Raw genomic sequence first — 13,170 nt, 5'->3', positions numbered from 1 at the left:
GATCTGCGCCTGCGTGATGCCGGCTTCGTTGGTTGCGCCCGAGCCGCGGACGCCGACGTCCGGCGCGACGTCCGTGCGTTCGAACTCTTCGTAGTTCAGGAAGAAGAACAGCGTGTCCTTGAGGATCGGACCGCCGAGCGTGAAGCCCTTGTTGGTCTGCTTGCCGAAGCCGGTGAATTCGACGCCCTGCTCGTTCTCGCCGATCAGGTCGGGATCGCGGTACGTGAAGTAGACCGAGCCCTTGAATTCGTTCGTACCGCTCTTCGTGACGGCGTTGATCGACGCGCCGACGGCGCGCGAATTCGTCACATCGTAGTTCGCGGTGGAAACGTTGAATTCTTCAATCGTGTCGATCGAGATCGGCTGGCTGCCGGTCTGCGACGGCAGGCCCGTCGATTCCAGGCCGAATTCGTCGTTGGTCGAGACCGCGTCGATCTTGATGTTGTTGTAGCGCGAGTTCTGGCCGACGGCGGAGATTTCGCCGCGATCCTTGTCGGTCTGCACGATGCGCGGGTCGATACGGACATAGTCCTGGATCGAACGCGAGATCGACGGTAGCGCCTGGATCTGCTGGTTCGTGACGTTCGTGGACAGGCCCTTGTTGTCCGCGAGGAACGTCGACGACATCGCCGTCGCAGTGACTTCGACGGCTTCGAGCGTCGCGGCGTCTGCACCCAGGGTCAGATCGATCGTCGTGTCTTCGGCGAGCTTCAGATAGACGTCCGAACGTTCGGCCTTGGCCAGGCCGCTCTTTTCGGCATCAACCACGAACGGACCGCCGACGCGCAGGCCGCGCGCAACGAAACGGCCGTCGGCATCCGTCGTGACCGTCTTGGTCGTGTTCGACGGGACGTGGACGATTTCCACCGTGGCGCCAGCGACCGGATTGCCGGTGGCGTCGGTGATGCGGCCCGACATTCCCGCCGACGTGTTCTGCGCAAAGCTCGGCGACGACGCCAGCAGCGATGCGAGCACGAGCGGGAGGACTCTGACACGGAGTCGCTTGTTCATTGTTTCACCCTTGGGTTGCGTGCAATTGTTACAGTCGTTGGTCAAACGGAAGCCGCGCAACGATGGTCCATCGCGTGCGCGGCGGTCGAATGACCTTGGATTTTCGATTTCCCCAGAGGCCTGACCCTGCGAATCCGTACGCCGGCGACCCCGTTAACGGCAGTTTAACAGCAACAGATGACAGATTGGCAAAGCCTAGCCCACTTATTCGCTTGACGCGTCCGGCTCGCTGAGGTAGCGCGCGCGCTTCGCGGCTTTGAGCCGCGTAAGGTCGAGCCGGATGAGTCCGTCGACGCAGCCGCCGAACTGCGGATCGACACCGAACGCCAGGAACCGCACGCCGTCGGGCTCGCAGAGATCGACGTACTGGCGATACAGCGTCGGAATCGCCTGATCGGAGACCGCAAGCTGTTGCTTGAGCAATGACAGCGCGGCCTTGGCGTCCTTGTCGGCAAGCGCCGCATCGGCTTCGCGCGCGATTTCCGGCGAGATGCGGAACGGATTCTTCGCCGCCGCGAGGTTTTCCGGATCGGCGAAGAAACGGCCGTGCGTGTGCACGATGAGTTCGCGTATCGGCAGCGGCAAACTCGCCGACAGGCTGACCGGACCGAACAGATAGCGCACTTCGGGCCGCTTGCGCAGGAATGCGCCGATGCCCTGCCACAGATAGTCGAGGCTGCGTGAGCCCCAATAGGCCGGCTGAATGAAGCTGCGGCCCAGCTCGACCGCATCCTGCAAAAACGTCTCGGCCGCCGGAGCGTAGTCGAACAGCGAGGCCGAATAGAGCCCGGACATGCCGTGATCGCGCAGGATCGTGCGCGCCTCACCGAGGCGATAGGCGCCGACGACAGCGAGCGCCTCCTCGTCCCAGAGGACGATGTGCCGGTAGTGCGCATCGAAGCGGTCGAGGTCGCGACGATTGCCCGTGCCTTCGCCGACACGGCGGAACGCGAGTTCGCGCAGACGGCCGATTTCGCGCATGACCGGGCAGTCGGGGCGCGCGTCGAGCAGAAGGATGCGCTTGCCGTCCGTCGTCGCGCCCAGCACTTCAGCGCGCTCTTTCAGCGCCTTGCGCACGGCGAGCGGCGACTCGGGATGAGCGATCGCGGTCGATGTCGTGAACTGGTTCGGCCGGCGCTTCGCGAGCTGGTAGACATGGCGGCGCATGGCCTTGGCCAGTTGCTCGGGCTTCGCCCCTTCGCGCTCAAGTGCCTGAGGAGGAATCGACTGGCCGATCGTGAAGCCGATGCGCATCTTGCGCGCTCCGAACATCTCGCGGGCCAGCAGCAGCGCGGACAGCGGCTTGGCGAGCATGGAAACGCCGTAGAACAACGGCGAATTATGGGCGTCGATGTGCACTGGCAGCACGGGAGCGCCGGTCTTGCGCGCCATTCGCAGGAATCCCGGCGACCAGCGGCCGTCGCGCACGCCCTGGGGACGCATCCGCGACACTTCGCCAGAAGGAAACACGATCAGCGCCTGACCGGCCTCCAGCGCGCGATAGGCCTCGCGCATCCCGCCGGGTGCGCTGTCGTCGCCACCGAACACATTGATAGGAAGCAGCAGAGTGCGCAGCGGCGTCAGATGCATCAGAACGTCGTTGGCAAGAATGCGCACATCGCGGCGCACGCTGCCGACGAGCTGCAGCAGACTCAGGGCGTCGAGTGCGCCGAGCGGGTGATTCGCGACGATGACGACAGGACCATCGACCGGAATGTTCTCGCGGTCCGTATTCGCGACGCTGTAGCTCAGCTCGAAGCGTTCCAGGGCGTGCTCGATGAACTCGAAACCGGTATGCCCTTCGAGTGCCGCCAGTGTCGCGTTGATCTGTTCTTCGCAGACCACCTTGCGCAGCAGATTGACCACGGGCTGCGAAAACCGGCGCGCCGCTCCCGCTGCGAGCCGCGGAAATTTCTCGTACACGCTGCGTTCGACGCTGATCACGACCCATCTCCGTCACGGTTCGAGCGATGCTCGACGGCGGATGTTACAGGCGTTTGAATCGAGCCTCTATTCGGTATTGTCTGCCTGCGTCAGACCGGCGCTGCATGCAGGTACTTGGCGATCCCGTCGAGCAGCATCTGTACCGACAACGCAATCAGTATCATGCCCATGAGACGCTCGAGCGCGGTCAGGACGCTCTCGCCGAGCAGCCGGTAAAGATAAGTAGCCGACCAGAGTATCAGCGCCGTCGCGAACCAGGCCGCAAACAGCGCCAGCGCCCATTGCGGCAGCTTGCCGGGCTGGGTGTTCGTCAGCAGCAGCAGCGCCGCCATGGCCGACGGGCCGGCCACGCCCGGAATCGCCATCGGTACGATGAACGGTTCGCCGCCCTCGGCGTGGCCGAAGATGCCGCCTTCCTTGGGCGGGAACACCATTTTGACGCCGATCAGGAACAGGATGATGCCGCCGGCGATGCTCACGGACTCCTGCTTGAGCTGCAGCAGCTTGAGGATGTATTGCCCGCCGAGCAGGAACGCGAACAGCACGAGCAGCGCGATCAGGAGCTCGCGCAGGAGCACCCGGCGTCGACGCTCGGGCGCCACGCCCTTGAGCAGGCTCAGGAACACCGGAATGTTCCCGAGCGGGTCCATGATGAGGAACAGCAGGATGCCCGCAGACACCGTGCTCATCTGGCTGTCCATGTTTTCCCCCGTCGATTCGCCGCAGTCAGTGCGTAAGGCGCAGGTCGAGCGTCTGCCCGCGTGCGGCGGCACCGTCGCTGCTCAGCAGGTAGACCACGCCGGCCGCGAACGCTGACGGCTCCGGCCGGTCCAGCGTGTTCTCGCCGAAATACGCCATGCGGCGCAGGGCCGAACGCATCGGCGGCGGCAGCAGTGTCGCTACGCGGACGCTCGAGTTCTCGGTTTCGTCGTGGAGGATCGCGGCGAGGCCGCCGAGTGCCGCCTTGGCGACGCCGTAGGCCCCCCAGAATGACTTGCGGATCCGGGCCGGATCGTCCTCGACGAAGACGAGGCTGGCGTCCGGCGACCGCTGCAACAGCGGCAGCAATGCCTGTGTAAGCAGGAACGGCCCGTTGAGATTGACCTGCAGCACGCGCATCCATTCTTCCGGCTTGAACTGGACCAGAGGCTGCAGACCCGCGAAGTGAGCCGCAGCATGGACGATGCCGTCGAGACCGCCGCATTCGCGCTCGATCGTCGCGGCGAGTTCCTCGTAATCGGCCGGCGTCGCCCCCTCGAGATTCAGCGGATAGATCGCCGGCGTCGGGGCAGAGAGCGCCTCGATTTCGTCGTAGAGCTTTTCCAGAGCCGGCACCTTGCGCCCCAGCAGCACGACCGTCGCGCCGGCCTCGGCGCACGCCAGCGCGCTGGCGCGCCCGAGTCCGCCGGTCGCGCCGACGATCAGAATGGTGCGGCCCTCGAGTCCGGCCGCGGCAGGCGTCCAGCCTGCAGGCAGCGTCGCCATCAAGCTTTCCGGGTCTCGCGCACGATGCGCTCGAGTTCGCCGGATTCGTAGAGTTCGAGCGTGATGTCGCAGCCGCCGATCAGTTCACCGTTGATGAACAGCTGCGGGAACGTCGGCCAGTTGGAATAACGCGGCAGGTTCGCGCGGATTTCGGGATCTTCGAGCACGTTGACCGATACGTAATCGGCATTGACGGCCTTGAGTGCCTGCGCGGTGCGGCTGGAAAAACCGCACATCGGAAACTGCGGCGTGCCCTTCATGAACAGCACGATCGGGCTGCCTTCGACGGTGGTCTTGATGCGTTCGAGTACGTCCACGGGAGTTCCCTGAAGAAAAGTGCGCACGGCGCGCCAGACCGGCGATTGTAGCAGCGGCCCGGAACCCGCGCGGCGGATCGTCCGCACGCTTGAATCGGCGACCCACAGGCGCCATCGACCTACCTATAATCGAGAATCCCAGCCCACCCGCAAGGAACTGCCCATGGCGATCGAACTGCCCCCCCTGCCCTACGCCAAAGACGCACTGGCGCCGATCATTTCCGCCGAAACGATCGATTTCCACTATGGCAAGCATCACCAGACCTACGTGACCAATCTGAACAACCAGATCAAGGGCACCGAGTTCGAGAGCCTTTCGCTCGAGGAGATCATCCGGAAGTCGAGCGGCGGCATGTTCAACAATGCGGCTCAGATCTGGAACCACACGTTCTACTGGAATTGCCTCAAGCCCAACGGCGGCGGCGAACCTTCGGGCAAGCTCGCCGATGCGATCAACGCCGCCTTCGGCTCGTTCGCGGCCTTCAAGGAGCAGTTCACGAACACGGCGCTGACGACGTTCGGTTCAGGCTGGGCGTGGCTCGTGCAGCGTCCCGACGGTTCGCTCGCGCTCGTGAGCACGTCCAACGCGGCCACGCCGCTGACGGGCACCGACAAGGCGCTGCTGACCTGCGACGTCTGGGAACATGCCTACTACATCGACTATCGCAACGCGCGCGCGAAGTACGTCGAGGCATTCTGGAATCTTGTCAATTGGGATTTCGTCGCCGCGCAAATGGCCTGACCGCCGACGCGAAGCTGCAATCGAAAAAGCCGCCTTCTGGCGGCTTTTTTCGTTCGCGTCGTCCGGGCAGCGCCGGCCGATCCGGCGCTCGAATGCAAGCAGCGCCCCTCAGCGCGCGGAAACCGCCAGTGCCGCGAGCACCGGCTCCGCCTGAGCTTCGCGACCAAGCGCCCAGGCTACGCGCGCGAGACGTTCCTGCATTTCCTCGGACGTGAAGGCGCAGAGCGTCGCATGACCGACCTTGCGCCCGGCGCGGGGTTCTTTTCCGTAGTCGTGCCAGTGCGCACGCGGTTCGGCGAGCACCGGCGCCGATTCGGGCAGATCGCCGATCCAGTTGAACATGACGTTCACGCCCAGCGAGTTCGTGTCGCCCAGGGGCAACCCGAGCACGGCGCGCACATGGTTCTCGAACTGGCTGCACGGCGCTCCTTCGATCGTCCAATGCCCGGAGTTGTGCACACGCGGCGCCATCTCGTTGCCCAGCAGTCGTCCTTCGTGCACGAACAGCTCGAGCGCGAACGTGCCGACATAGTCGAGCGTCTCCGCGATGCGGCGTGCGATCGCCGTAGCCTGCTCGGCGAGATCCGCCGAATCCGGCGCCGGCGCGAGACTCATGGACAGAATTCCGTCCGCATGCCAGTTCTGCGTCAGCGGGTAGCTGCGGAACTCGCCGTCGCGCGAACGCACTGCAACGACGGAAAGCTCGCGTTCGAACGGTACGAACGCCTCGAGAATCAGCGGCGCCTGGCCCAAGGCGTTCCAGGCGGCATCGATGTCGGAAGGCGATTTGATCCGGAACTGGCCTTTTCCGTCGTAACCGAGACGACGCGTCTTCAGAACCGCCGGATAGCCGATTTCAGCGAGCGCGCGCTCCAGACCGGACTTGCTGTCGACGGCGGCAAAAGCCGGCGTATCGAGACCGATCTCGCGAAACAGCGTCTTCTCGGCGAGCCGGTCCTGCGCGAGCGCGAGCGCGCGCGGATTCGGATAGACCGCCGTGTGTTCGGTGAGCCGCTGTGCGGTTTCCGCGGGTACGTTCTCGAAGTCGAACGTGGCGACGTCGATGCGCGCCGCGAAGGCTTCGAGCGCGGCGAAGTCGCGCCAGTCCGCCTGCAGCAGCGGCGCGACCTGGCTCGCGCACGCATCGGCCACGCTGTCGACGATGAGAAAACGCACGCCGAGCGGGGCGCCGGCCAGCGCGAGCATGCGGGCGAGCTGGCCGCCGCCGAGGACGCCGACGGTCGTCATGACAGCCGCGGGTCGGCGTTGTCGAGCACGGTACGCGTCTGCGCCGCGCGATAGCCGGCCAGCGCGCGGCCGATTTCCGGATGCGTGGCCTGCAGCAATGCCGCTGCGAACAATGCAGTGTTCGTCGCGCCGGCCTTGCCGATGGCGAACGTCGCGACCGGAACACCAGCCGGCATCTGCACGATCGACAACAGCGAATCCATGCCGTTGAGCGCATGCGACTGCACCGGCACGCCGAGCACGGGAACGCTGGTCTTCGCCGCGAGCATGCCGGGCAGATGCGCGGCACCGCCGGCGCCGGCGATGATCGCGCGCAAACCGCGCGCCTGCGCTTCGTCGGCATACTGGAACAGCAGATCGGGCGTGCGGTGAGCGGACACGACGCGGACCTCGTGCGGAATTCCCAGACGCGTCAGCGTGTCGGCGGCGTGCTGCATCGTTTCCCAGTCCGACCGGGATCCCATCACCACGCCTATCAGAGGCTCGCTGCCGCTCGCCATGCTCATTGGTCCGCCCTGGGCAAAAACGGTATTGTAGGGGTAAATCCTCACAGGGACGCGCGCCATGGACAAGCGCTTGTTGGACATTCTCTGCTGCCCCGTCAGCAAGTCGCCCGTGAGCCTGCTCGGCCGAGCGCAGCTCGAAGCCCTCAATTCCGCGATCCTCGCCGGCACCGTCGTCACGACCGCCGGCGCTACGGTGGGCACGCCTCTTGCTGCAGGCTTGATTACGGCAGACGGGAAGGCCATCTACCGGATCGAAGACGATATTCCTGTGATGCTCGCCGACGAGGCCATCGGCACGACGCAGTTGGCTTCCTTTCCCGCATAGCGAAAACCGCGACATGCGTCACAGCCTTGCTGTGACGCATTACCGATCTTCGCCATACTTTGCTGAACCGCCGAGTCTGTATTCCCATGCGGCCTATGAGCGCCAACGACAACAATCCCAAAGTAGTCGATCTGAACCAGCGCAGCGCCGCAGCGACGCTCGGCGAGAAGCCGGCAGAGGCTCTGGCTCAGGTACGCGTACACGCGCTCAAGCGCCTGACGGCGTTGGCCACGACGCTGTTCGAGAATGCCGACGACGCGCTGTTCGATCTCGCGAGCAAGGCCGACAACAACACGGTCCAGGCGCAGTATTTCGACGGAATGCGCGAAGTGCGCAAGAAGCGCCAGCAGATCGAGTCGCGCTTCCAGGAACAGCTTTCGCGCCAGTTCGTCGACTTCATGGCCGGCCGCGGCATCGCCGCGAAGACCGAGGGGCCTGGCGGCGAGCTGTCGCTGTCCCTGGTCGAGAACACCGAGCTCGAAGAATCGCTCGCCGTGGCGAGCATGGTCGCGAAGACCGAGAACCGTCTGCAGCGCGTGCTGTTCGCGATCAACCAGCGCCTGTCGCATATCAGCAACCAGCGCGTCGAAGACACGAACAGTCCGGTAGGTCCGGCAGCGGTCGGTCAGGCGTTCCGCCTCGCCAGCGGTGAACTCGAAGTCGAGCTCGCCGTGCGACTCATCATCTACAAGCTGTTCGACCGCTATGTCATGGGCGGGCTCGACCAGTTCTACGACGAACTCAACGCGCTGCTCGTGCATGCGGGCGTACTGCCGCAGATCCGTGCGAACGTCGCGCGTCGTCCCGGCAGCCCCGCATCCTCGCCCCAGCGTCCCGGCGAAGCGGCGCCCGGCACCATTCCCGGACTCGAGCAGACCGAATCCGTCGGCGGCTACGTACCGGTAGACGCCGCAGCGGCGGAACTGCAGGCCAATCTGTACAGCTCGCTGCGCGCGCTGCTCGCGACGCGCCGCGGCACCGAAGGCGATACGGGCGCAGTCGTGAGCGGCTACGTGCCGGCGACGTACAACCCGAATGTCGTGCCGTTGAATCCGACCGAACTGCTGTCGGCGTTGTCGATCCTGCAGAACCAGTCGCTGAGCATGCAGCAGAGCGCGGTCGAGTCGGCCCAGGTCGCCCTGCGCGTCAAGGAAGAACTGCTGGGCCAGGCCGGCAAGCTCCGCGGCGAAAACGGCGCGAACGTTTCCGGTGCCGACGAGGACACGATCGATCTCGTCGGCATGCTGTTCGAGTACATCCTGCAGGACCGCAACCTGCCCGCGCAGATGCAGGCGCTGCTCGGGCGACTGCAGATTCCGTTTCTGAAGGTCGCGCTGCTCGACAAGCATCTGTTCGCACGGCGCACGCATCCGGCTCGCGTACTGCTCGACAGCCTCGCCCAGGCCTGCGTGGGCTGGTCCGAAGAATCCGACCGCGATCGCCGCCTCTACGACAAGGTCAAGGAAATCGTCGAGTCGCTGCTCAAGGATTTCGAGGACGACCTCGGCATCTTCGACCGCGTGCGCGTCGATTTCGAGGCGTTCGCCGAAACCAACAAACGTCGCGCCGAACTGGCCGAACAGCGTGCCAGCGAAGCGACGCGCGGCCGCGAGAAACTGCTCGAAGCGCGACGCACGGCGGCACGCGAAATCATGCAGCGCGTCGAGAACCGCGCGATGCCCGACATGATCCGCAACCTGCTGTCGCGGCCGTGGGCGAACTATCTCGTCCTCGTGCTGCTGCGCCAGGGCGAGAGTTCGGACGAATGGCGCCACGCGCTGCGTTTCGCCGATGAACTCGTCTGGAGCGTCCAGCCCAAGCAGAACGCCGCCGAGCGCGAGCGCCTCACCGCCGTGCTGCCGCAGCTCGAAAAGACACTGCGCCACGGCCTCGCAACGGTCGCATTCGATGAAACCGATGTGCGCCGCCTGATGCAGCAGCTCAACGTGCTGTACCAGGCCTTGCTGCAGCCGGCTGCACCGACCGCAGTGACCGAGGCGCCCACGTTCGAGCTGACCGACCCGCTGCCTGCTTCGACGCACGAAGCCGGCGAGTCGGTCATGAGCGCGATCAACGAGGAAGAACCGGCCGCAGCACCGCTCGAATCGGTCGAGGAACGCTGGATCGCCGCCGTGCGCGAACTCAAGGTCGGCACCTGGATCGAATTCCTCGACGAACACGGCGCCAAGGAACGCGCGAAGCTGTCGTGGATCAGCCCAATCAGCTCGAAGTACCTGTTCGTCAATCGCAAGGGACTCAAGGTCGCGGATCGCACGCTGGTCCAGCTCGCCAGCGATCTGGCCGAGGCGCGCATCACGGTGCTCGAAGAAGTGCCGCTGTTCGATCGTGCGCTCGATGCGATCGTAGAACGGCTCAAGAGCACGCACGCGGCGAAGGCGGCGGCACCGGCGGCGCCAGTCGCGGCGGCCGCGGCGCCGAACTGAAACCCGGCCTCGCCAGGAAGCCCGCATGCGATTCGATCCGCCGCCGACGGCGCTGGTTCTCGCCGACGTACGTCGCGCGCTCGCCGAAGACCTCGGCAGTGGCGACGCGACCGCCGACCTGCTGCCGGCCGACGCGACCGCCCGCGCCCGCGTGCTGACGCGCGAAACCGCGATCCTCTGCGGACAGGCCTGGTTCGAACTGTGTTTCCGCGAACTCGATCGCGACATGTCGATCGTCTGGCATGCGGCCGACGGCGATCGACTGACGGCCGATCAGGTTTTCGTCGAACTGCACGGCAACGCGCGCGCCCTGGTGTCGGCGGAGCGCAGCGCCTTGAATTTCATCCAGACGCTCTCCGGAACGGCCACGGCGACAGCCGCCCATGTCGCCGTAGTCGCCGGCACGCGCACGCGGATACTCGATACGCGCAAGACGCTGCCGGGGCTGCGCGTCGCGCAGAAATACGCGGTGCGCTGCGGCGGCGGCGCGAACCATCGCATCGGTCTGTTCGATGCGCTGCTCATCAAGGAAAACCATATCGCCGCCGCAGGTTCGCTGACCGCGGCGGTCGCCGCGGCGCGCTCGCACCACCCGGCGCTGCTGCTCGAAGTCGAGGTCGAGACGTTCGACGAGCTGCGCGAGGCGCTCGCGGCCGGCGTCGACCGCGTGATGCTCGACGAGTTCTCCGACGCCGATCTCGCGCGCGCCGTCGTCGAGGTGGCCGGACGCGCCGAGATCGAAGTGTCCGGCGGAGTCGACCTGCAGCGCCTTGCCGCGATCGCGGCAAGCGGAGTCGACTTCATCTCGATAGGCGCCCTGACCAAGCACGTGCGCGCGATCGACCTGTCGATGCGCGTTTCGCTGGAGAGTTGAGCCCGGCGCAACTCGTCGCGCCGCACCCGCGCCGGTACCTCCTGGTCAGAACAGGCCGGCGAATTTGGCCGCGCCTGCGGCGATCGCGAGCACGACGATCGCAATCGCGATCCAGACACCCGCGCCTGGGCCGCTTTTCGGCGGCTCTACCGCCGGCGGCGGCGCCAGCGTCGGCTTGGTCGTGTCCATTCCCGGCGACATCAGCAGGAAACGCACCGTGTCCAGGCGCAGTTCTTCGCCAGGCTTGAGCACGCCGCTGTGGACGCGCTTGTCGTTGATGAAGGTTCCGTTGGCCGAACCCATGTCCTCGACCATGACGCCGTCGGGCAGAACCTGTACGCGCGCGTGATGGCGCGAGATTTCGTCGCCGGGCAGGCTGATGTCGCAGTCCTGCTGCCTACCGATCGTCATCGTGCCGACGAGCGCATAGGTCTTGCCGAACGTCGAGCCGGACACGCCGCGCAACATGTACTTCGGCAGCGCCTGGCGGATGCGCGTGCGGCCGTCGTTGTCGTCGCTGGACACGGGCTTCGCCGGCGCCGGCGCAGGTTTTTCCGGAGCAGCGAGCACCTGGCAGCCGACTTTCGCGAACAGCAGCAGGTCGCCGGGCTTGAGCGCCGTATCGGAAGTGACCTGTCGACCGTTCAGCACGACGACGTTGCGCGGGTCGGGCACGCGCACGAGCGCCTGCCCATTGCGCAAATGCACCTCCGCATGCCGCAGCGCGATACCCGGCGCCGCGAGAACGACGAGACACTCGGCCGCCGTACCGATCGCCGTTATGCCTTCGCCGAGATTGACGGGTTCGTGCTCTCCGTTCGGAAAAATCAGCTTCATTCGATCCAGCCCCTTGATCGTAGTCGTTTGGCGCGCCGTTCCCGGGGCACGCTATCGCCGACAGCTTAGGCGCCGCCTGCGACACCGCGCAAGCGACGCAACATTTCGGCAAAACGCCGCGGTTGCGGCGTTTGCCGAGATCGCAGGGAACGCCGCCCCTGCTGCGCTCCCCGTTGCATCCCGTCGCTCAGTGTCGCCGGAACGCGTGAAATTCGTGCATCAGGGCTTCTGGTCGATCTCGCGCACGACGCGAAGGCCGAGGCTATTGAGCCCGACATCGGCGCCGACGCTCTCGTTCGCGTCGACACCTTCCTTGTCCGGCGGCGACAGCCAGCTGCGCCCGCGCGCGCGGCGCTCGGCGGTCCACTCGCGCGCGTTTCCGTCAATGTCGTAGACGCCTGCGCGGCTCGCACCGAAACGGCCGACCGGCGCGGTTCCCGCAAAGCCGTCGTCGCAAGATGCGCCGGCGCGCGTATCGAACGCCTTGTTGAAGGCCTGATCGGCGAGATTGGCCTCGCCGCAGCTGGCCTTGGCCTCGCGCGCGAGGCTGTCGAACTCGGCCGACGTCATCAGGCGATAGGTCTTCCCGGTGCGCTGCGACAGCCAGCGCACGTAGCCCTGCGCCTGATCAAAGCTCAGGCAGACCACCGGATGCGAATCGTCCTGCTCGATGTCCGGATTCTGCCAGCCGCGCTTCTTCGAACTGCGGAACACCGATTCGCGGTCGCGGCACGAAACTTCCTTGGACGCGCCCGCGCCGCCCGCGCCCCAGTAGCGGCGGAATTCGCCGCGCGTCAGCTCATAGCGGCCCGCCGCGATGCGCGCACCCGGCAGCACCACGAGTTCGGGGCCCGGTGCGCCGTCGTCGAGCCGGTCGCGGAACACGAAGCCCGCGCTGCCGATCGCCGGCAGCTTGCGCAAACCTTCCTGTGCCGCCGCGTTGCCCGGATCGATCAGCAGCGCCTTGTCGTAGGCGGCCTTGGCCGCGTTCTTGTCCCAGGCGGCGGCAGCCCGGCGGCCGTCTTCGAGCAGCGGACCGACGAGGTTGGTGCGCCGCTGGCGGATTTCGTCGACGACGACCTTGCCTTCGGCCGGCACGATCGCCGCGAGCTCGATCGCCTTGTCGAAATTCGACTTCATGCCGGACCAGTCGCTGAGCGACTGCGCCTTGTTGCCGAGGGTCACATAGGCCTTGGCCGTATCGACGAGCCCCTGCTTCGCGCCCTTGTCGCGCGCGTCGATGCGCAACGCGAGCTTGAATCGGTCGACGGCATTCTGATTCGGCGGCGACGAATAGCGCTGCGCAGCCAGGTCGCCGCGTCCCAGCCGAACGAGCTTCTGCACCGGGTCCTCGACGGTCGGCAGATCGGCGGGATTGCCCGGCGTGCCGTCATCCATCAGCAGCGGCGACGGACCGGCCATGGCAGGCTCGCCGAC

13 protein-coding genes are annotated in these 13,170 nt (G+C 65.9%); 4 read left to right on the top strand and 9 right to left on the bottom strand.

The window, feature by feature from the left end; all coding sequences use genetic code 11:
• From VLF18_RS12910 to grxD, 5 genes are all read right to left on the bottom strand, one after another.
• Positions 1 to 1,011, bottom strand: a 1,011-nt coding sequence (locus VLF18_RS12910) for a TonB-dependent receptor (RefSeq protein WP_325280038.1), incomplete at its 3' end; no start/stop codon positions are given.
• 204 nt (positions 1,012 to 1,215) lie between these two features.
• A complete protein-coding gene (locus VLF18_RS12905) occupies positions 1,216 to 2,955 on the bottom strand; it encodes a lysophospholipid acyltransferase family protein (protein WP_325280037.1) in 1,740 nt (579 codons plus the stop codon).
• Between the two features lie 89 nt (positions 2,956 to 3,044).
• Positions 3,045 to 3,644: a YhgN family NAAT transporter gene (locus VLF18_RS12900; RefSeq protein WP_325280036.1), complete on the bottom strand. Its 600-nt coding sequence runs from the start codon at positions 3,642 to 3,644 to the stop codon at positions 3,045 to 3,047.
• A gap of 37 nt (positions 3,645 to 3,681) precedes the next feature.
• Positions 3,682 to 4,440, bottom strand: coding sequence for an SDR family NAD(P)-dependent oxidoreductase (locus tag VLF18_RS12895; RefSeq protein ID WP_325280035.1), 759 nt, complete (start codon positions 4,438 to 4,440; stop codon positions 3,682 to 3,684).
• On the bottom strand, positions 4,440 to 4,757 hold the full coding sequence (gene grxD / locus VLF18_RS12890; RefSeq protein WP_325280034.1) for a Grx4 family monothiol glutaredoxin: 318 nt from the start codon (positions 4,755 to 4,757) through the stop codon (positions 4,440 to 4,442). Before grxD ends, VLF18_RS12895 begins: the two co-directional genes overlap by 1 nt.
• A 163-nt stretch (positions 4,758 to 4,920) precedes the next feature.
• Here grxD and sodB point away from each other — a divergent pair, with 163 nt between their 5' ends.
• Entirely contained in the window at positions 4,921 to 5,499 is a 579-nt protein-coding gene (gene sodB / locus VLF18_RS12885) for a superoxide dismutase [Fe] (protein WP_325280033.1), read from the top strand.
• A 108-nt stretch (positions 5,500 to 5,607) separates the two neighbouring features.
• On the opposite strand, the gene VLF18_RS12880 is transcribed toward sodB, so the two are convergent.
• Positions 5,608 to 6,747 carry a 5-(carboxyamino)imidazole ribonucleotide synthase gene (locus VLF18_RS12880; protein WP_325280032.1) on the bottom strand — a complete coding sequence of 380 codons (1,140 nt, stop codon included), beginning with the start codon at positions 6,745 to 6,747 and terminating at the stop codon, positions 5,608 to 5,610.
• Complete coding sequence (gene purE / locus VLF18_RS12875) at positions 6,744 to 7,247, bottom strand: 5-(carboxyamino)imidazole ribonucleotide mutase (protein ID WP_325280039.1); 504 nt, start codon at positions 7,245 to 7,247, stop codon at positions 6,744 to 6,746. The genes VLF18_RS12880 and purE overlap by 4 nt, the downstream gene beginning before the upstream one ends.
• 64 nt (positions 7,248 to 7,311) lie before the next feature.
• Here purE and VLF18_RS12870 point away from each other — a divergent pair, with 64 nt between their 5' ends.
• The 3 genes from VLF18_RS12870 (at position 7,312) to nadC (ending at position 10,896) form a co-directional block, all read left to right on the top strand.
• Positions 7,312 to 7,578 carry a Trm112 family protein gene (locus VLF18_RS12870; RefSeq protein ID WP_325280031.1) on the top strand — a complete coding sequence of 89 codons (267 nt, stop codon included), beginning with the start codon at positions 7,312 to 7,314 and terminating at the stop codon, positions 7,576 to 7,578.
• 95 nt (positions 7,579 to 7,673) lie between these two features.
• Positions 7,674 to 10,022, top strand: coding sequence for a DUF1631 domain-containing protein (locus tag VLF18_RS12865; protein WP_325280030.1), 2,349 nt, complete (start codon positions 7,674 to 7,676; stop codon positions 10,020 to 10,022).
• Between the two features lie 25 nt (positions 10,023 to 10,047).
• A complete protein-coding gene (gene nadC, locus VLF18_RS12860) occupies positions 10,048 to 10,896 on the top strand; it encodes a carboxylating nicotinate-nucleotide diphosphorylase (RefSeq protein WP_325280029.1) in 849 nt (282 codons plus the stop codon).
• A gap of 45 nt (positions 10,897 to 10,941) precedes the next feature.
• On the opposite strand, the gene VLF18_RS12855 is transcribed toward nadC, so the two are convergent.
• A complete protein-coding gene (locus VLF18_RS12855) occupies positions 10,942 to 11,733 on the bottom strand; it encodes an FHA domain-containing protein (RefSeq protein ID WP_325280028.1) in 792 nt (263 codons plus the stop codon).
• 219 nt (positions 11,734 to 11,952) lie between these two features.
• Positions 11,953 to 13,170: formylglycine-generating enzyme family protein (locus tag VLF18_RS12850; RefSeq protein ID WP_325280027.1), on the bottom strand; the 1,218-nt coding region annotated here is incomplete at its 5' end.

Origin of the sequence: Tahibacter sp. (genome assembly GCF_035481375.1) — a bacterium.
Lineage (GTDB): Bacteria > Pseudomonadota > Gammaproteobacteria > Xanthomonadales > Rhodanobacteraceae > Tahibacter.
The sequence above is the reverse complement of the archived record's forward strand: the minus strand, read 5'-3'. Positions and strand labels throughout refer to the sequence as shown.

Bases quoted from the DNA above. Each gene is read 5' to 3' on its own strand.
- VLF18_RS12900 (WP_325280036.1), bottom strand. From the start codon at position 3,644: ATGAGCACGGTGTCTGCGGGCATCCTGCTGTTCCTCATCATGGACCCG.
- VLF18_RS12870 (WP_325280031.1), top strand. From the start codon at position 7,312: ATGGACAAGCGCTTGTTGGACATTCTCTGCTGCCCCGTCAGCAAGTCG.
- VLF18_RS12865 (WP_325280030.1), top strand. From the start codon at position 7,674: ATGAGCGCCAACGACAACAATCCCAAAGTAGTCGATCTGAACCAGCGC.
- VLF18_RS12880 (WP_325280032.1), bottom strand. From the start codon at position 6,747: ATGACGACCGTCGGCGTCCTCGGCGGCGGCCAGCTCGCCCGCATGCTC.
- VLF18_RS12895 (WP_325280035.1), bottom strand. From the start codon at position 4,440: ATGGCGACGCTGCCTGCAGGCTGGACGCCTGCCGCGGCCGGACTCGAG.
- sodB (WP_325280033.1), top strand. From the start codon at position 4,921: ATGGCGATCGAACTGCCCCCCCTGCCCTACGCCAAAGACGCACTGGCG.
- purE (WP_325280039.1), bottom strand. From the start codon at position 7,247: ATGGCGAGCGGCAGCGAGCCTCTGATAGGCGTGGTGATGGGATCCCGG.
- VLF18_RS12855 (WP_325280028.1), bottom strand. From the start codon at position 11,733: ATGAAGCTGATTTTTCCGAACGGAGAGCACGAACCCGTCAATCTCGGC.
- nadC (WP_325280029.1), top strand. From the start codon at position 10,048: ATGCGATTCGATCCGCCGCCGACGGCGCTGGTTCTCGCCGACGTACGT.